The organism is Bradyrhizobium sp. Ash2021, assembly GCF_031202265.1.
Classification (GTDB): domain Bacteria; phylum Pseudomonadota; class Alphaproteobacteria; order Rhizobiales; family Xanthobacteraceae; genus Bradyrhizobium.
Genome location: NZ_CP100604.1, coordinates 9,268,352 through 9,286,812, shown reverse-complemented (window position 1 = coordinate 9,286,812; position 18,461 = coordinate 9,268,352). Strand labels below are relative to the sequence as shown.

At 62.2% G+C, this 18,461-nt stretch carries 16 protein-coding genes; 9 read left to right on the top strand and 7 right to left on the bottom strand.

Annotated features, from left to right (window positions below; genetic code table 11):
- Positions 1-103 precede the first annotated feature (103 nt).
- Positions 104-1,066, bottom strand: coding sequence for an HWE histidine kinase domain-containing protein (locus NL528_RS44570; RefSeq protein WP_309185278.1), 963 nt, complete (start codon positions 1,064-1,066; stop codon positions 104-106).
- Positions 1,067-1,332: 266 nt separating this feature from the next.
- Here NL528_RS44570 and NL528_RS44565 point away from each other — a divergent pair, with 266 nt between their 5' ends.
- The gene (locus NL528_RS44565) at positions 1,333-1,836 is read left to right on the top strand and encodes a cupin domain-containing protein (RefSeq protein WP_309180697.1); all 504 of its coding nucleotides are present in this window, start codon (positions 1,333-1,335) and stop codon (positions 1,834-1,836) included.
- Positions 1,837-2,038: 202 nt separating this feature from the next.
- Here the strand turns inward: NL528_RS44565 and NL528_RS44560 are convergent, their stop codons facing one another.
- Positions 2,039-3,412 carry a cytochrome P450 gene (locus NL528_RS44560; RefSeq protein WP_309180696.1) on the bottom strand — a complete coding sequence of 458 codons (1,374 nt, stop codon included), beginning with the start codon at positions 3,410-3,412 and terminating at the stop codon, positions 2,039-2,041.
- Between the two features lie 227 nt (positions 3,413-3,639).
- Between NL528_RS44560 and NL528_RS44555 the strand changes: the two genes are divergently transcribed.
- Together NL528_RS44555 and NL528_RS44550 are read left to right on the top strand one after the other, a co-directional pair.
- Positions 3,640-4,464 carry a DUF4886 domain-containing protein gene (locus NL528_RS44555; RefSeq protein ID WP_309180695.1) on the top strand — a complete coding sequence of 275 codons (825 nt, stop codon included), beginning with the start codon at positions 3,640-3,642 and terminating at the stop codon, positions 4,462-4,464.
- A 255-nt stretch (positions 4,465-4,719) separates the two neighbouring features.
- Positions 4,720-5,127 carry a hypothetical protein gene (locus tag NL528_RS44550; RefSeq protein ID WP_309180694.1) on the top strand — a complete coding sequence of 136 codons (408 nt, stop codon included), beginning with the start codon at positions 4,720-4,722 and terminating at the stop codon, positions 5,125-5,127.
- A gap of 896 nt (positions 5,128-6,023) precedes the next feature.
- Here the strand turns inward: NL528_RS44550 and NL528_RS44545 are convergent.
- Positions 6,024-7,265, bottom strand: a complete 1,242-nt coding sequence (locus NL528_RS44545) for an LLM class flavin-dependent oxidoreductase (RefSeq protein ID WP_309180693.1) — start codon at positions 7,263-7,265, stop codon at positions 6,024-6,026.
- 194 nt (positions 7,266-7,459) lie between these two features.
- Between NL528_RS44545 and NL528_RS44540 the strand changes: the two genes are divergently transcribed.
- On the top strand, positions 7,460-8,161 hold the full coding sequence (locus NL528_RS44540) for a VOC family protein (RefSeq protein WP_309180692.1): 702 nt from the start codon (positions 7,460-7,462) through the stop codon (positions 8,159-8,161).
- 30 nt (positions 8,162-8,191) lie between these two features.
- On the opposite strand, the gene NL528_RS44535 is transcribed toward NL528_RS44540, so the two are convergent.
- The gene (locus NL528_RS44535; protein ID WP_309180691.1) at positions 8,192-9,166 is read right to left on the bottom strand and encodes a formylglycine-generating enzyme family protein; all 975 of its coding nucleotides are present in this window, start codon (positions 9,164-9,166) and stop codon (positions 8,192-8,194) included.
- Positions 9,167-9,398: 232 nt separating this feature from the next.
- Here NL528_RS44535 and NL528_RS44530 point away from each other — a divergent pair, with 232 nt between their 5' ends.
- Together NL528_RS44530 and NL528_RS44525 are read left to right on the top strand one after the other, a co-directional pair.
- Positions 9,399-10,805 (top strand): MFS transporter, encoded by a 1,407-nt coding sequence (locus NL528_RS44530; protein ID WP_309180690.1) that lies wholly within the window; start codon positions 9,399-9,401, stop codon positions 10,803-10,805.
- Between the two features lie 124 nt (positions 10,806-10,929).
- Positions 10,930-12,141, top strand: a complete 1,212-nt coding sequence (locus tag NL528_RS44525; protein ID WP_309180689.1) for a PHB depolymerase family esterase — start codon at positions 10,930-10,932, stop codon at positions 12,139-12,141.
- A gap of 232 nt (positions 12,142-12,373) precedes the next feature.
- Here NL528_RS44525 and NL528_RS44520 read toward each other — a convergent pair whose 3' ends face one another.
- Complete coding sequence (locus NL528_RS44520; protein WP_309180688.1) at positions 12,374-12,679, bottom strand: hypothetical protein; 306 nt, start codon at positions 12,677-12,679, stop codon at positions 12,374-12,376.
- Positions 12,680-12,818: 139 nt separating this feature from the next.
- Between NL528_RS44520 and NL528_RS44515 the strand changes: the two genes are divergently transcribed.
- Positions 12,819-13,205: a helix-turn-helix domain-containing protein gene (locus tag NL528_RS44515; RefSeq protein ID WP_309180686.1), complete on the top strand. Its 387-nt coding sequence runs from the start codon at positions 12,819-12,821 to the stop codon at positions 13,203-13,205.
- 133 nt (positions 13,206-13,338) lie between these two features.
- Here NL528_RS44515 and NL528_RS44510 read toward each other — a convergent pair whose 3' ends face one another.
- On the bottom strand, positions 13,339-14,007 hold the full coding sequence (locus NL528_RS44510; protein WP_309180684.1) for an MBL fold metallo-hydrolase: 669 nt from the start codon (positions 14,005-14,007) through the stop codon (positions 13,339-13,341).
- 159 nt (positions 14,008-14,166) lie between these two features.
- Between NL528_RS44510 and NL528_RS44505 the strand changes: the two genes are divergently transcribed.
- Together NL528_RS44505 and NL528_RS44500 are read left to right on the top strand one after the other, a co-directional pair.
- Positions 14,167-14,982, top strand: coding sequence for an RMD1 family protein (locus NL528_RS44505; RefSeq protein WP_309180683.1), 816 nt, complete (start codon positions 14,167-14,169; stop codon positions 14,980-14,982).
- Positions 14,983-15,092: 110 nt separating this feature from the next.
- The gene (locus tag NL528_RS44500) at positions 15,093-16,703 is read left to right on the top strand and encodes an alpha-amylase family glycosyl hydrolase (RefSeq protein WP_309180682.1); all 1,611 of its coding nucleotides are present in this window, start codon (positions 15,093-15,095) and stop codon (positions 16,701-16,703) included.
- On the opposite strand, the gene NL528_RS44495 is transcribed toward NL528_RS44500, so the two are convergent.
- Positions 16,691-18,391, bottom strand: coding sequence for an alpha-amylase family protein (locus NL528_RS44495; RefSeq protein ID WP_309180681.1), 1,701 nt, complete (start codon positions 18,389-18,391; stop codon positions 16,691-16,693). The two genes, NL528_RS44500 and NL528_RS44495, sit on opposite strands and share 13 nt — an antisense overlap.
- Positions 18,392-18,461: the final 70 nt, after the last annotated feature.

Genomic DNA, 18,461 nt, shown 5'->3' with positions numbered 1-18,461 from the left:
GTTTTCGATTGGTGTCGCCTCGATCGTTGTTAACAGAGTGTCAACGCGATCTGTCAGCGCGTGCGGAAATGATTGCGGTTCGCGCGTCTCGGCGCAAATCCGCTCAGCTCGCAGGGATGCGGCACTGCATCGTGCAGTGAACGCCGGTCTTCAGGAAGCTGATCTCGGTCTTGCCGTCGAACGGCCGGAGCGCGGATTTCAACAGCTTGGTGCCAAAGCCCGGCTTCCCGACGTTTTCGACCGTCGGCCCTTCGGTCTCGTCCCAGGCGATGTTGAGGCGATCGTCCGACACCGACCAGGACACCTGCAACAACCCGCTGGCGGCGGAAAACGCGCCGTATTTGCCGGCATTGGTGGCCAATTCGTGAAACATCAGCGCCAGGCTGACCGCCAGCTTGGCGGGAAGGAACAGCGGGTCGCCGTTCAGGTTGAAGCGGACATGGCCGTAGGGTCCGAGTTCGGAGCGCAACAGATCCTTGATATCGCAACCGCTGACATCGACCCGCGCGATCAGATCGTCGGTCGCCGACAGCGAACGTATTCGATGATCGATGCTGGCCCAGATTTGCGGCTGCTCCTGCAAAACCTGATGCAGGACGGCGTGAATCGTCGATGTCTTGTTTTTCAGCCGGTGCTGCAACTCGTCGACGATGAGCTTGCGGTATTCCTCTTCCTGGATCAGGCGTTTTGCGATCTGGCGCTGCTGCGCGACCATGGTTCGGTAGTGCTCGACGCCCCATACGGTGATGCCGCAGACCGCCCAGAATATGAGCAGAAGCGCGAATCGCGCGGTATCGACCGCCGCCCCGCTGAAATTGACGGCGACACCGAGCGCGCCACCCGCCAGCGCTGTCGCTATCCCGATCCGGAAGCCGCCGAAGGCGGTGGCAAAGAACACGGCTGGAATATACGGCGTGAAAAATACGTCGGGGCGGATTTGGGCCAAACCCCACCGCGCCACGGTCGCAACAGCGAGGCAGCAGCCGGCGAAGCCTGCACCGAACAAGGCTGAGGGTTGGGAAATTCCCTGCCAGCCGCGCCTGAACTCGTCGATCAATTTCATCATCGGTGTCGTCACTTCACGTGATCCGCGAATCCAAAATAAGGCCGGTTGGTGCGGAAAGCGGGTATTTCGAGGCCGCCCGGGGCCGCCAGCGGGATAACGTGCATGGAACGAGCTCGCTTGCCTTGTTCCCGCCGGACGGGAATATTGCCTGATCATCGACCGAGAACCGAGCAACATCAAAGGGGAAACGTTATGGCGCGCCTGGACGGCAAGGTTGTGGGGGCGGTCGACGGCGCGTGCCGGACAACAGTCCAGGGAGAATGACAATGTCCACAACATTTGACACCGGGCTGACGCGGATCGAGGCCCGTCCGATGTATCTGGCGGTCATGGCCGGCCTCGCCTTTGCATTCGTGATCGGAAGGGCTTTGCCGTCGACAATGGAGGCGATCTCGGCCGTGATCGAGCCGCTATGCGCCTCCAGCGATCCCGCGGGATCGACCCTCGATACCGTCGAGCCGATCGGTTCCTACGCCCTGCCCAATGTTCCCGGCAAGCGCGTGACGATCGTGCGGGTGTTCTATGGCCCCGGCGGGTTTACCCATGCGCACCGGCATGCGGGCTCCGTCACCGCCTATATCACCAAGGGCGAGATCCGCTCGCAGCTCGCCGGTGGTCCGGTCGAGACCTTCAAGGTCGGGCAGTCGTTCTTCGAGCCGCCCGGAGCCGTGCATCTGGTCTCGGCCAATGCCAGCAACGCCGAGCCTGCGGAATTGATCGCGGTGTTCGTGGCGGATGAGGGCGCGCAGCTCACGACGTTCGTCGAGTAGTGAAGCGTCACGCTCCAACTGTTTCGTCATCCTGAGAGGCTGTGAAGCTATCTCGGACCTCATCCTGAGGAGCGGCGTCTTCGCCGCGTCTCGAAGGATGGCCGCGAGTCCGTTGTTGCGTCCATCCTTCGAGACGCTTGCTTCGCAAGCTCCTCAGGATGACGGGTTTTGAGTTCGAGTGTGCTGCTTCGGCATTCAGCCTTCACACCGGCTTCAGGATCACCCGCAACCCGTCGCGCGGCTTCGGGATCGGCCACATCTGCCAGTCCGGCGTGTAGCCGGGCTCCAGCGAGACGCTCAGATTCTGCAGGAAATGCCGTGCGAAGCATTTGGCCTGCATATAGGCGAAGTGCAGCCCGAGGCACATATGCGCGCCGCCGCCGAACGGCACCCAGGCGAAACGATGACGGTTGCGCTGCGCCTCTTCGGTGAAACGCGCCGGATCGAATGTTTCGGGCTCGGGCCAGATATCGGGCATGTGGTGGGTGAACAGCGGGTTGACGCCGACCATGGTGCCGGCCGGGATCGCGTAGCCCTTGAAGGTGAAATCGCGGATCGCCCGCCGCGGCATCGATGGCACCGGCGGCTTCAGCCGCAGGGCCTCCTTGAAGGCCATTTCCGACAGCGGCATGGCTTCGAGATTGTCGAAACTCGTCGGCGCGTCAGCGGCGATGCCGAGCTGTGTTACTTCATCGCGCAGCTTCTGTTGCCACTCCGGATGGGCGGCGAGTTCGCCCACGAACGATGTCAGCGACGAGGTCAACGTGTCGTGCGCGGCCATCATCAGAAAGCTCATATGGTCGATGATGTCCTGCGTCGACAACAGCGCGCCATCCTCATGGGTCGCCTGACACAGCTGCGAGAACAGGTCTTGGCCGCCTTTTTCGCGGCGGATCGGAATCTGTTCCGAAAAATAGGCGATGATCCGCTTGCGGCCGTTGACGCCGCGGGCCATCTGGGTGCCGGGTATCGGCCTTCGGATCACGGCGACCGAAGCGGCCACCATATCGACGAACGCGCGGGTGATGTCGTCGACCTCGGGACCGATATTGGCGCCGAGGAATGACGTGGCGGCGAGATCGAGCGTCAGCTGTTTCATCGCCGGGTAGAGCAACATCGGTCCTGGCTGCGCCTTCCATTGCGCGACGCGGCCGGCGATGCCCTTATCGAGTTCGGTCAGATAGGATTTCATCGGCCCGGATTTGAAAGCGACCGACAGCGCACGGCGGTGCAGGCGGTGCTCGTCGAAATCGAGCAGCATCAGGCCGCGCGGAAACAGCAACCCGAGAATCCGGCCCCAGCCGAGCGTGGAGGAGAATTGCCGGGCCTGATCGAACAGCACTAGTTCGTTGGCATCGGGCCCGAGCAGCACCAGGCTGGTCTCGCCGAACAAATGACTACGATAGACCAGGCCGTATTTGGCGGAATTGCGTTCGACATGGCTTTTGGGATCGGCAAGCACCTCGAGCGTCTTGCCGATCAGCGGCCAGCCTTCGTCGCCCGGAATATGTGTCAGCGAATTGCGCTTCGGCGGCGTGAAGCTGTAGGCGGGGGAAGCCACACTCTGCATCGACATGGCAATTGCTCCGGTTGGTCGCGACCGCATAGCCTAGATTCTTGTTTTGACGCGTTTTCTTCACGCGAACCGGTATCCACTTCGCTCGAAAACGCTCTAGTAAATAGCCTCTTGTTTCCCTGCTGCAAAGGCCCAGCACCAAACGCCCTGACATCCAAATCGCGTCGCAAAGCCGCTAGGCTGTGCTAAGGTGGCAGATAATAACAGAAAAGGCAGGGAGAGCTCAGATGTCGAAGATAGTGGGTGGGATCGCGGTCGCGTTGGCGGCGTTCGGCTGGATCGCGGCCGGATCTGTGGCGGGGCTGGCGCAGACCAGGCCTGCGGTCACGAGTTTAGGCCCCGATTTCCCGAAGAGCGGAATCTTCATCGGCAACAGCTTCTACTATTACAACAATGGCCTGCCCGGCCATGTATCGCTGATGGAAAAAGCCGCCGACCCCGATCACAAGCAGGATTACCGAAACACCATGGTGACGATCGGCGGCTCCGGCTTCGACTGGCACGACGTCGAAAGCTATTTCCGGCCCAACGCCATCGGCAGTTATTCCTTCGACGACAACAACAATGTCGTCTTCAACAAGCCCGACAAACTGTTCGACGTCGTCGTCATGATGGATTGCAGCCAGTGCCCGATCCATCCCAGGCTCAAATCCGTCTTTACCGAATATGCCAAAAAGAACAGCGAGATCGTCCGCTCCCATGGCGCGCGGCCGGTGTTCTTCATGTCCTGGGCCTATGCCGACAAGCCGGAGATGACGGCGCAACTGGCCGAGGCCTACACCATCGCGGGCAATGACAACAACGCGCTGGTGATCCCGGCGGGCCTCGCATTTGCGCGCGCCATCAGCAAGCAGCCCGAACTCAATCTCTATGCGCCGGACAAGCGTCATCCGAGCCTGGCCGGCACCTATCTCGCGTCCTGCGTGGTCTATGCGGCGCTGACCGGCCGTTCGCCGGTTGGAAACAGCTACGTCGCCGGCATCGATGCGCCGACGGCGACGTTTCTGCAGACCGTCGCCTGGGAGACCGTGCAGAAATATTACCAGAAGTGACTTTCAGCCTTTGGCGTTCCCCATTTGCATTTTTGATGCTGTTTCTCAGGCGCGTCAGGTCGCGTATAATGTAGCTGCCCTTGAAACGGGACAGCCGAAATCGCCGTCCGGGGCGAACGAGCAGCACTGATGCCATCGGCAGGCACACTCTCTTGAGAGACCGACGCTTTTTTCGGTTCGCACTACCACTCACATTCCATGAAATGCGCGCGCCGCTTAGGTGGCGGCTCGTCGCGCGACCTCAGGAGAATAGCGATGAACAAGATCGATCGAAGGTCAGCATTGGGAATCGGGTTGGCAGCGGCTTCGGCGGCCATAATGAAGCCAGCCGCCGCTCAAACCACGGGCTACAAGGATACGACGCCGTGGCCAGGCGTCGTGGTGCGCGCTTACGATGGCGAGACAGCATCCATCATTCCCGGTTTTAAGACCGTCTCAATGCGTGATGTCATTATGCAGCCGGGATCGAAGACAGCCGGCCCCCCGATGATGAATGCCATGATCTGCCATATCCCCGAGGGGGAGCTTCGGATCGAGCAGGAGGGAAAGACCTTTACGGCCAAGAAGAACTTTGTCTGGACCTGCAACAAGGACACAAAGGAGCAGGCGTACAACGATGGGAACGCGGTCGCAATTATGAGGATCACGGACCTGAAGGCTTAGGGTTCGTTTCTTCGTATACGGACTTTGACTGGACCGTCATCGGGCCGTTGCTTCCGAGCGGTCGCAAGGCGGGCTTACCAGCAAGGTTCACGCTGGGTGGTTGGAAGTTAAAACTGCCCGACGGGCAAATCAGTGAATTTCTGTCAAGCCCACTTCACGAAAATATTCCTCTTGTCGCGTCGGGCAAATCAGTGGTGTTTCTCCGCCCGTCTCACCCGACAAGAGGGGCGTGTCGCGATCGTCACGAAACGCGGGTTGAGATGCGGTGGACGCGGAAGCTGCGACTGACGAGCGCGGCCGATGCGGACGGCGAAGTCGTGTGGTTCTGACACCCCGACGCTGGTGTCAAGTTCCCGGGAAGCGAGCTTCTCGGGGGCGACGGTGGCAAGAAAGCCCGTTCACCGGGGAGAGCACGCTATAAGCCGTAAAACCATTGCGCAGGGAAGGCCGGATGCCTCCGCTGAACCTGTATGCTCGTGTGCGTGTTCTTATGCACATATTGCACACGAGACCGCGGGTGCAGCGCGCACCCGGCTTTCCCTGCGCCCTCTGCTTTCCAGGAGGGACGTACGATCAGGCAAACCTCGGGCGAATCCCGTCGCGAGAATGCGAACGCACATCTGGAACTTCAGCGTCATTGCGAGCGAAGCGAAGCAATCCATCGCGCCGCAAGAGGGCATGGATTGCTTCGTCGCTTCGCTCCTCGCAATGACGGTGGTGGTTGTTTGAAAATCGAATCCGAAAACAAACACCGGCGTCGTCCCGGCCTTGAGCCGGGACCCATAACCACAAATCTGCGCCGTTACGCCACGCTGGGGCCGCAACACGATCCACAACTCACGCCGGTGGTTATGGGTCCCGGCGTTCGCCGGGACGACTCGCGGAGAACGCGGTCCTCACGCCTTGCGCTTCGCCGCTTCCTTCTGCAAATCCGGCGCGTTGATGGTCGGGATCGCCACCCGGCCTGGGCCGGTGAGCGTCAGCGCGGCCGCGGCCTTTTCGTTCTCCATGATCTTGGCCATCACGGCTTGCCCCGCGCGCTCGAACACCGCGCGGTTCTCGATCACGAATTTCTGCGATTTGCGCAGGCCCGCGACATAGCCGTTGATTTCCGGAATCACGTAGCGCGCCACCATGTCCCAGCTGCGGCGGGTATTTTCCGGGTTGGCCCAGTCATGCACGAAGCCGACGATGGTGCCGACGCCGCCGGAGACCTCCATCAGGCTCTTGATGGTTTTGACGAGATCGTCCGGCGTGCCGATGGTGGAGGCGGCGTTCTCGCCGCCCGCGGTTTTCTCGATCGCGTCCTCGGGCGAGGTGAACGGCTCCAGGCCCGGCCGCTGCAGCGTGCCGACATTATATTCATTGTGCCAGCGCATCAGTCCGGCGCCGGCCTCGCGCCTTGCCTGTTCGCGGGTCTCGGCGATGTGCCAGCTCAACAGCACGCGCCAGTCGGACCGGCTCACGGTGGTGCCGGCCTTCCTGGCGGCGTCCTCGGCAAAACCCCATTGCGTCGGCAGCGCCATCAGGCCCTGCGTCGACATCGAGCCGAGCGAAATGATGCCGATGCCGTATTTGCCGGCCAGCGTCATGCCCGACGGCGAAATCTGCGACGCCACCACGAACGGCATCTCTTCCTGCAGGGGCAGCAACTGCAGCGCGGCGTCGTTCATGGTGAACCAGTCGCTCTTGGCGGTGACGCGCTCGCCCTTGAACAGGCGGCGAATGATCGCGATCGCCTCGTCCTGACGGTCGCGCTGCGTCATCGGATCGATGCCGAGCGTATGCGCATCCGACGCCAGTGCGCCTGGACCCGAACCGAAGATCGCGCGGCCGCCGGTCATGTGGTCGAGCTGCACCATGCGTTGCGCGACATTGAAGGGATGATGGTAGGGCAGCGAGACCACGCCGGTGCCGAGCTTGATGCGCTTGGTGCGCTCACCGGCGGCGGCCAAGAACATTTCCGGCGAGGCGATCATCTCCCAGCCCGAGGAATGGTGCTCGCCGCACCAGAATTCGTCGAAGCCGAGCGCGTCGATCTGCTCGACGAAATCGAGGTCGCGGCGGAATTGCAGCATCGGATGCTCGCCAATGGGGTGATGCGGGGCGAGAAAGGCTCCGAATTTCAGGCGCGCCATGGGTGTTCTCTCCGGATTTATTGTTTGGCTTTGTTGTTGTTTGGGTTCGGCCCCCAAACTACGGGCTGGGAAGGGGCAACGCAATCGCGTAAAGCCGCCGGCGGCGCATGGTTGTCGTGCGCGTTTATGTGACATACCGTCGCCCGGAATTTCTTCGCGGTAACGCTTGCGATAGCTGACGCCTGTAAACGACAATGAATCTGGCAAAACCCCGCATCGATATCGGCTTTGCGACCAACGACGCGCCGGCAGCGCTTGCGTTCTGGCAATACCAGATCGGCCTGCCGTTCGACCACATGCAGCCGATCCGCCGCGGCTACAAGCAGCACCGGCACGACCTCTGCGGCTCGATCCTGAAGATCAATCAGGTCTACGAGCCGCTGCCGGACAACCCGCCTTCGGGCTATCGCGAGCTTCTGATCGCCCGCGACGGCATTTTGGCGCGTGAGTCGATGATCGATCCGGACGGCAACCGGGTCTCGCTGGTGCCCAAGGGAATGTTCGGGATCGAACGCATCGGGATCCGACTCGGCGTGCGCGACGTCGAGGCGCATCGGCGCTTTTACATGGAGGCGCTGGGATTGCCGCAAGGCGAGGCGGCCGGTGCCGCGATGACCTTCCTGGCCGGCGATACGGTGCTGATCGTCGAGCCCGCGCCCGACGCGCCGGATGACGCGTCGTTCGAGGGCAAGGGCTGGCGCTACATCACCTTTCAGGTATTCGAGGTCGATCGCGAGCACGCGCATGTGCTGGCCCATGGGGGCCGCGAGGCCCGCGCGCCGGTGACGCTCGGGACGACCGCGCGGATTTCGATGGTGCGCGACCCCGATGGCAATTGGATCGAGCTGTCGCAGCGCGCTTCGCTCACCGGCTCGCTGGAGCCGTCGGCGCCGTAAACGCCAGCGTCTCTCTCAAACTTGCCATTGTCAGGGTTGCACGTTCAACGTCCGGACCACGCGGAAGCTGAAGCCGCCGCCGTCGACGATCGAGTCCTCGCGATAGCCCGAGCGCAGCATGTTGGCCGACCAGTTCCATCTGCCGCCGCGCAAGATGCGCTTGTGGCAATCGCCTTCCAGCCATGGCGAACCATCGGCCGGCGTATCCTCGGTATAGCGCTTGTTGAAGCAATCCTCGGTCCACTCGAGCACGTTGCCGTGGACCTGGTACAGCCCGAACGGATTCGGTGCGTAGGAATCCACGACCGCCGGTCCCTTGCTGTCCGGTCCATGCGGTCCGCTGCCATAGGGTGTCGATGCCTGGTAGTTGGCGTCCTGTGCGGTGACCGTGATACCGAACCAGAACGGCGTCGTGGTGCCGGCGCGGGTAAAATATTCGCGCTCGGATTCGCTCGGCAGCCGGTAGGTGCGGCCGACCTTCCGCGACAGCCACGCCAGATATGATTTCGCCGCCTCGAAACTGATGCCCTGCGCCGGCATGCGGCCGCGGCCAAAACCGTTGTCGTCGCCCTTGTTGCCGCCGCAGCCGCCGTCGGCGAGACAGGCGTCCCATTCGTCGAACGAGACCGCGAAGCGGCCGACTGCGAACGGCTTTGCCAGCGTGACGCGATGGATCGGGTCTTCTCCCTTGAAGCGGTCCGGCTCGTTCGCCGGGGTTCCCATCATGAACGAGCCCTTCGGCACCACCACCATTTCAGGGCAGGCGTCGCATTCCTTAAAGCTGTCCTTTGGCCGCAGGGACTGTTCGAGCTCGGGCGTCAGCGGCTGGATGGCTTTTTCGGGGAAGAACTGGCGCGGAAGCGGCGCGGGCGGGGTTTGCGCTTGCTCCACCACGGGCGCCGGTCCCGGTCGCTCCTGCCTTGGCCTGGCCGATGCGCCATCGGCGAGCGAAACAACGAGCGCACCGGCGATGAGTGCGAGCAAAAGCCGCGATATTTCGATCATGAACCATCCTTGGGGAGAGCCAGCATTGCAGCTTGGTCGCGCGCAAAGGAGATCGCGTTCACATCGAAGGCCGTCCCGAACGCGCGAATGGCTGAACAGACTGCAGGAAGCCCCGATTCCCATGCAGCAATCGGGCCAAATTCCCAGCGATTGCTTACCTGCCAGGTAATCGCCGGGATGACCGGAATCAGTAGCCTGGGCGTGCAACGGATTTCGGACAGGACCGCCCAACATGCACCAGATCGTTTCAAACCCGGTGGATTCCTCGCGCCGCTGGTGGGTGCTGGCGATCGTCGTCGCCGCACAATTCATGTTCGGCGTCGATGCCTTCATCGTCAACGTCGCGATCCCGACGATTGCGGTCGAATTGCGCGCCAGCGCGGCGCAGATCGAGGCCGTCATTGCGATCTATCTGATCGCCTATGCCACGCTGGTGGTTACCGGTGGCCGGCTCGGCGATATCTACGGCACCAAGAATGTATTCATCGCCGGTGTGCTCGGCTTCACCGTCACCTCGCTGTGGTGCGGGCTGGCACAATCCGGCCCGGAACTTATTCTCGCCCGGCTGGCGCAGGGCGCGACCGCGGCGCTGATGGTGCCGCAGGTGCTGGCTACCCTTCATCTGCTGTTTACCGATTCGTCCCGCGCCCGCGCGTTCGGCATTTACGGCATCGTGCTGGGTTTGGCGGGCGCGGCCGGCTTCATGCTCGGCGGCGTGCTGGTGACGCTCGATCTTGCCGGGCTCGGCTGGCGCGCGGTGTTTTTCGTCAACGTGCCGTTCGGCGTCGTCATCATCGCTGCGGCGTTGAAGATCATGCCGACGGTGCCGCGTCGCGCCGGCACGCGGCTCGACGTGTCAGGTGCGATCGTGCTGTTCACGGGATTGCTGTGCCTGATCGGCCCGCTATTGTTCGGCCACGATGTGCATTGGTCGCCGTGGGTCTGGCTGGTGATGGCGGCGGGTGTTGCGATCATTGCCGGATTCCTCAGGCTCGAACGATCGGTCGCGCGCCGTGGCGGCATGCCGCTGATCGATCTGACGCTGTTGTCGGATCTGGCCTTCATGCGCGGCCTGGTCGCCGTGTTCTTCTTCTTTTTCGCCAATTTGTCGTTCTATCTGCTCATGACCATGTTCATGCAACGCGGCTTGCAGATTCCGCCGCTGCACGCAGGGCTGGTGTTCGTGCCGCTTGCGCTGACCTTTGTCATCGCCTCAAGGCATAGTGGCGCGCGCGCCAGGCATCGCGGCACGCGGGTGCTGATCGAAGGCTGCGCGGTGCAGCTCGCCGGTCTTGCGGCGTTGGTGACGACGATCGAATCGGTGGCGGCGCCTTCCGCGATGTTGCTGGCGCTGGTGCTGATGGTCTTCGGCTACGGTCAGGGCCTGGTGATGGCGCCATTGTCGAGCGCCGTGCTCTCGACGGTGAAGCCGGCCAGCGCGGGCGCGGGCTCCGGCATGTACGGCACCACGGCGCAAATCGCCAACGCCGCGGGTGTGGCCGCAATCGGCGCGGTATTTTTCGCGATGGAAGCGGCTCACTCGGCGCAACTGGCGTTATTTGCAGCATGCGCATTGTTTGCGCTGTCGATCGGTATTTGCGCCGTATTTCTGTCATGGATGCGCCGCGCGACGGCCTGATCACGCATTAACGCCGATTCTCACAAATCCCTGGGGAACGACCGCACACGGCCTTTTCATTTTGCAGTGCAGCAACTATCTGCTCTTGGTGAGGTTAGAATGCAAATCACCTCGGGAGCTGCTGTTGTCCCTCGCCAAGAACGTCGAATTTTTGCACCACCTGCCCAAGCTGAACGGCTTCAATGGTTTGGCCGCCTTTGGACGCGGCCTTGCGCCGGGCGTTCACAGTCCGCTGTTTGAGATAACCGGATTCGGCACGAATCCCGGCGCGCTCAGGATGTTCTCCTTCGTACCTGAGCACCTCCAGCCCGCGCCCGCGCTCGTCGTGGTTCTGCACGGTTGCGGCCAGACTGCCGCCGGCTACGATCTCGGCACCGGCTGGTCGACGCTGGCAAACCATTACGGCTTTGCGTTGCTGATGCCCGAACAGCAGGCATCGAACAACGCCAACACCTGTTTCAACTGGTTCAATCCGGAAGACACCACGCGAGACGAAGGCGAGGCCTGTTCAATCCGGCAGATGATCGCGCACATGGTCGCCGATCACAAACTCGATCCCCGTCGCATCTACGTCACCGGGCTTTCCGCCGGTGGCGCCATGACGTCGGTGATGCTCGCGACCTACCCGGAAGTTTTCGCGGGCGGCGCCATCATCGCCGGCCTGCCTTACGGCATTGCCAGCAATGTGCGCGAAGCCTTGAGCGGAATGATGCAGTCGTCGTCGCGTCCGGCCAGCGAGTTGGGCGATCTCGTGCGCAACGCCTCGAAGCACAAAGGTCCGTGGCCGAAATTGTCGGTGTGGCACGGCAGCGCCGATCGCACGGTCAATCCTGCGAATGCCGACGAGATCGTCAAGCAATGGCTCGACGTGCACCAATTGCCGCAGGCACCGATGTCGGCGGCGGATGTCGACGGTTATCCCCGCGAGGTCTGGTGGAACGCGGATGGCGAGACCGTCGTCGAGTCCTACACCATTACCGACATGGCCCACGGCACCCCGCTCGGGATCGCCGATAATGACGAGCGATATGGCGAGGGCGGCGCATTCCTGATCGAAGCGGGAATTTCGTCGTCCTATCACATCGCGAATTTCTTCGGCCTGACCGAACGTGTCAGGCAACCCAAGGCCGCCCCGACCGGAGTTTCGCGGGAACGCACCGGTACGATTTCGATGACGGTTCCGGTGCCTGCACCAGAACCGGATCTCGCCGCGATCCTGTGGCCGCAGGCAGCGTCCAGCCGCCGTGCCGAGCCGCCGAAAAAGCCGCGTCGCCGCGCCATCGATGTCGGCGCTGTCATCACCCGGGCGCTGACGGCCGCGGGGCTGATGAAATAGACGCAAGCTGCAGCGTTCACGCGGCCGCACTGTCTCCCGTCATCCCCGGACGAACGCACTTGCGTTCGCTCGGGAGGTGCGCTCAGCGGCGCAATCGCGCCGCAGACTTGCGCGCCTCGCAGGATGAGCACCGCGCGTGGCCCATCCCTCGAGGCTCGCGCCTCCACCGCCAACGGCGAAGCCGTTGCGCAGGGATGACTGGTGCGCTGATTCAGCCCAAACTCATCATGTGCTAGGCCGCAGTTTCGGCGATCAGTTCGATCGGCGTGACCGTGACGTCGCCGCCGGCGACCTGCCTTGTCTTCTCGGTGTAGTGCTTGAAGAAATCCCGCGCCTGCAGCGTCTTGACCGCGAGATCGTCGGCGGCCGAGGCGAGGTGGAAATAGCTGGAATCGTCGCGGTTCTTCATGCAGCGGTAGTTGATCCGCCCCTTCAGCTCGGGGTCATTGTCGATGGCTGAAATGAAGCGGCCGATTTCCCGGTGCCACTCCTCGGTCGTGCCGTTGGCGAACGCATATTTGATCATGAAATGCTTCATTGAAGGCTCCTTCGTTGGGCTGCATCGGATCATCTGGTGCGCTTGAGGGCGAAAGCGCAAGTATGGACAAAATTGATAGTATGGACTTTCTTGTGCTTATTCCTATCCTCCCCGCCGGCAACGTATCGGAGGTCATGAGATGGCAAAGCCGAAATCAGCGTTGACCTGCGGCTGTCCGGTCGCGGCATTCCAGAAAATGATCAGCGGCAAATACAAGCTGCGCATCGTCTGGGACCTGAAGGATGGTCCGCTGCGCTACGGCGAAATCAGAACCGGCCTGCTGCGCGGCTCCGATGGCAGCTCCGAGATCGCGCCGCGCGTGCTCAGCCGCGAACTGAGGGCGCTGACCGAAACCGGGCTGATCGACCGCAAGGATTACGGTGTCGTGCCGCCCAAGGTCGAATATCGCCTGACCCGCAAGGGCAAGAGCTTTGTGCCCGTCATCGCCGCGATCCGCGACTGGGGCTCGCGCCATCTCGCTCAGGCTGGTTCAGGCGAAATGGCGAGCGGAATGGCGGCGGAATAGTCGCCGCCAGCTCTTTATTTTTGACGCGTTTTCTACCGCAGATAAGTCTACGCAATCCTCGTAAACTTGATTGCTACGCGAACCGGTATCGACCCCGGATCAAGTCCGGGGCAGGCTTTCGCTCGAAAACGCTCTACATCTCGCCGGTCAAAAACGGATTGGTCATCCGCTCCTGGCCGATGCTCGATCCGGCGCCGTGGCCGCAGATGAAGCCGACATCGCCGCCGAGCGGCAGCAGCTTTTGGGTGATCGAATCGATCAGCGTGGCGTGGCTGCCGCCGGGCAGATCGGTGCGCCCGACCGAGCCGTTGAACAGGACGTCGCCGACATGGGCGAAGCGCAGCTCCTTGTTGAAGAACACCACGCTGCCCGGCGAATGGCCGGGGCAATGCAGGACGTCGAAGACGAGATCGCCGATCGAGACCTGGTCGCCTTCATCGAGCCAGCGATCGGGTCCGAAATTGCGCACGCCGGTCATGCCGAAGCGCTCGCCGCTGCTCACGACATTGTCGAGCAGATATTTGTCCGCAATGTGCGGGCCTTCGATCTTCACCTGCAGCGCATCGCGCAGCTCGGCGGCGCCGCCGACGTGGTCGATATGGCCGTGCGTCAGCCAGATCTTCTCGACGGTGACGCCGGTCTGCTTGATCGCGGCCTGGATCTTGTCGACGTCCCCGCCGGGGTCGATCACCACGGCCTTTTTGGTCGGCTCGTGCCAGATGATGGTGCAGTTCTGCTCGAACAGCGTCACCGGAACGATGATCGCGCCGGCTTTCGGTTTTGTCTCGGTTTTGTCATCCATGGGGGCACCATATTCTTCCCTGAAACGCCGTCAACACGAGGGGACGCCGTGCGATCCGGGCCGGGTCTGTGATAGGGTTGAACGCAACATTTAGTGCTCAAGGCCGAAAGCGCATCGGCCGCAGGCTTGGTTTTTTGACGTCGGCAGGCCGGAAATTGCATGAGTCAGGCTTCCACATCGCCGCTGGGGGGGACGCGTACAACGGCCCGCGCGTTTTTTGTCGCCGACCGCCTGAATACGTCGGGCCTCGAGCGTGGCGACGTGCTGGCAACGACGCCGCTGGCGTTTCGCGTCAACGAGAACGGCGTCGCCATTCTGTTCCGCTATGGCGTCGTCGTCCTCATCGGGCTGAATGCGCTGGAGGAGGACGAATTCCTGCGTAGCCTGCAATCGCGCATGACAGGACCCGCGGCCCGGCGCGAGGAGGAGATCGCGACCATCGAACTCGCCTCCGAGAAGGACGACCAGATTCCGCCGGGTGGTCCGATCTACCTGCAGAGTCTGTCGCCGGAGCGGCTGATCCTGGTTGGCGAGGCGCTGGCCAAGAGCGTCGTTCTGGCGCGGCACGAGCGCGAGGTTGCGGCCGTGTTCGACATGACCGAACCGTTCGCGCGCGAACTGGCGCAGAACGGGCAGATGCGCGGTGGCCGGAACGCGATCCTGAAGCACATCGGCAATGCGTTGTCGGTGCGGCATCGCGTCTCCGGTCCGGTCGAGGTGTCCGAAAAGCCCGATATTCTCTGGGACAAGCCGCAGCTCGAGCGGCTCTATGCCCGGCTGGAGGATGAATACGAGCTCAAGGAGCGCGCCGAATCGCTCAATCGTAAACTTGCGGTGGTCGCCGAGACGGCGCAGGTCCTGACCGATATCATCGATACCCGCCGCTCGCTACGGCTGGAGCTGATCATCGTGTTCCTGATCCTGTTCGAGGTGCTGATCACCGTGTATCAGATCGCCATGACCCGGCATGGCTAAACGCGCAGGGCGTACGCATGGCAGGGGATTGTCCTGAAAAATCCGGTCAGCTTTAGCCCGACCGTTGCCGCTGCCTTGTTCAAGCCGGATTTGAAGGGTGATTTCCAAGGATGGATCAGGGCGACAAAAATTGGTGGCGGCACGGCGTTTTCTATCAGATCTATCCGCGGTCGTTTCAGGACACCAACGCCGACGGGGTCGGCGATCTCGCGGGGATCATCGAGCGGCTACCCTACTTGAGGGAACTCGGGATCGACGCGATCTGGCTGTCGCCGATCTTCCCGTCGCCGATGGCCGATTTAGGCTACGACATATCAGACTATACCGACATCGATCCGATGTTCGGCACGATGGAGGATTTCGACACGCTGATCGCCGCCGTCCATGACAGCGGCCTCAAGCTGATCCTCGACCTGGTGCCGAACCACACCTCGGACCAGCACCCCTGGTTCATCGAAAGCAGGAGCTCCCGCGATAACCGAAAGCGCGGCTGGTATATCTGGCGCGACGGCAAGCCGGAGGGCGGGCCCCCGAACAACTGGTTATCGGAATTCGGCGGCAGCGGCTGGGAACATGACGAGACGACCGGCCAATATTATTATCATGCCTTTCTCACCCAGCAGCCGGACCTGAACTGGCGCAACCCGCAAGTGCGTGAGGCGATCTATGACGTGATGCGCTTCTGGCTACGCAAGGGCGTCGATGGCTTTCGGGTCGATGTGATCTGGCATCTGATAAAGGACGCGAAATTCCGCGATAATCCGCCCAATTCACATTATGTCGAAGGACGGCCGCCGCACGAGGCCATCCTGACGCAGTATTCGACCGACCAGCCCGAGGTACATGAGGTGATCGCGGAGATGCGGCGCGTGATCGACGGATTCGATTCCTGCGTGCTGATCGGCGAGATCTATCTGCCCCTGCACCGCATGGTCGCCTATTACGGCAACGACCTTGCCGGCGCGCAGATGCCGTTCAATTTTGCCCTGTTGTCGACGCTGTGGAGCGCGCACTCGATCGAGAAGATCGTCGCCGATTACGAGCGCGCTTTGCCCGCCGGCGCCTGGCCGAACTGGGTGCTCGGCAATCATGACCGGCCGCGGGTGGCGAGCCGGGTCGGGCCTGAGCAGGCGCGCGTCGCGGCGATGCTGCTGTTGACGCTGCGCGGCACGCCGACGCTCTATTACGGCGACGAGATCGGCATGCGTCAGGCTATGATCTCGCCCGACCAGGTGCGCGATCCCTTCGAGAAGAACGTGCCGGGGATCGGGGTCGGTCGTGACGGTTGCCGCACGCCGATGCAATGGAGCGCGCGTCCGCATGCGGGGTTCTCGATGGCAAAACCATGGCTGCCGCTGGCGCATGATTTCGCGCGTGAGAATGTCATCAATCTCGATGCCGTCCCTGACTCGATCCTCAACTTCTACAAGGCGCTGATCGCGCTCCGGAAGAAATTGCCGCAACTGGTGACCGGCGCGTACCAGCCGGTCGCCGCCCAGGGCGATATCCTGCTCTATCGCCGCGAGGGCGAGGGCGGCGCGGTCGTCATTGCGCTCAATCTCGGCGCCGAGCCCGCTTCGATTGCCTCGAGCTCGATCGGCTTCGGGCGCGAGATCCTGCTGTCGACCATGCTGGATCGGCAGGGTGAGCAGGTCCAGGGCACGCTCGATCTGCGCGGTAATGAGGGTGTGATTCTCGGGACGCCCGCTCACGCCGGGTGACTGGCCTTCCCTGTCGCATCCGCATCGATATCGCTGCGCTTCAGCAGATAATCGAGGCCGCCGACGCGATACCATCGGTAGCCGTAACCTTCCAGCATCAGCGTATGCTTGCCGCGCTCATCGGCTTGGCTGTGATCCTCCGACAGCAGGTTGACCAGCAGCTTGCCGGCCTCGCCGGGCAGCCCGACCACAAACGTGACTTCGCGTGGCTTCTCGTCGAGATTATGCACGAACAGCACCGAATTGTTGCGCCAGTCGTAGCGGATCACCAGCACCGCGGGATCGCGCGCCGCAATCACCTTGAAATCGCCCCAGCCGACCTCGGGGACTTCCTTCCGCATCCGGATGATGCCCTCGGTCCAGTTCAACATCGAATCGGGATCGCGGCGTTGTTTCGCGGCATTGACATGCTCGTAGCCATAAGGACCCTCGTCGATGACGGGCGAGCAGGGCTTGTCGCTCTCGGTGAATCCGGCATGCGGTTCGGTCGACCATTGCATCGGCGTGCGCGCGCAATTGCGCTCGGGCAGATCGAGATTGTCACCCATCGCGATCTCGTCGCCATAACGAATGACGGGTGTCCCCGGCAGCGTGCACATCAGGCTGTAGGCGAGCTCGAGCCGCCGCCGGTCGCCGCCCAGCATCGGCGCGAGGCGCCGGCGGATGCCGCGATCGTAGAGTTGCATGTTCTTGTCGGGGCCGAACGCCTTGAACACGGTGTCGCGCTGCGGCTTCGTCAGCCGGCCGAGATCGAGTTCGTCATGGTTGCGCAGAAACAGGCCCCATTGCGCGGTCGCGGGCCGCGGCCTGGTCGCGGTCAGCGATTTCGCCAGCGGGCGGGTATCGGCGGAGGCCAGTGCATAAAACAGATGCTGGTTGACCTGAAAATTGAACATCATGTGCATGCGGTCGCCGTCTCGGCCGAAATAGTCCATGTCGGTTTCGGGCAGCACATTGGCTTCCGCCAGAATGATGGCGTCGCCTTTCCGCCATTGCAGGAATTCGCGGAACGAGCGCAGCATGTCGTATTGTTCGACGGGCTTCTTCACCTTGGCGCCCTTGGTCGCAATCACGAAGGGGACCGCGTCCATGCGAAAGCCGGAGACGCCGAGCTGGATCCAGAACCCCATGATCTTGAGGATTTCTGCCTGCACATGCGGGTTGGAGGTGTTGAGATCGGGCTGGAAATCGTAGAAGCGATGGAAATACCAGGCGCCCGCTTCCTTATCCCGCGTCCAGGTCGATTTTTGCACGCCGGGAAATACCACGCCGGTGTTGGCATTCGCCGGCCGCTTGTCGGACCAGACATACCAATCGCGGTATTGCGAGTCCTTTGCGCTTCGTGCGTCGCGAAACCAGGAATGCTGGTCGGAGGTGTGGTTGACGACGAGGTCGATGATGACGCGGATGCCGCGCTGCCGGCAGCCATGGGTGAATTCGACGAAGTCGCCGAGCGTGCCGTAACGGGGATCGACGCCGTAATAATCCGAGATGTCGTAGCCGTCGTCCCGGCCGGGCGAGGGCTGGAACGGCATCAGCCAGATCGCGGTGATGCCGAGACCGTGCAGATAATCCAACCTCCGCAACAAGCCTTTGAAATCGCCGATCCCGTCGCCATTGGCATCCATATAGGTGCCGACGGAGAGGCAATAGATGACGCCGTTCTTGTACCAGAGATCGTCAATCATGCCGGGCAGCTCTCATCGGTCCGCCCAGGACGTCGTTAGCGGCCGATAGATAAGCGGTGAGGGGGCTGCG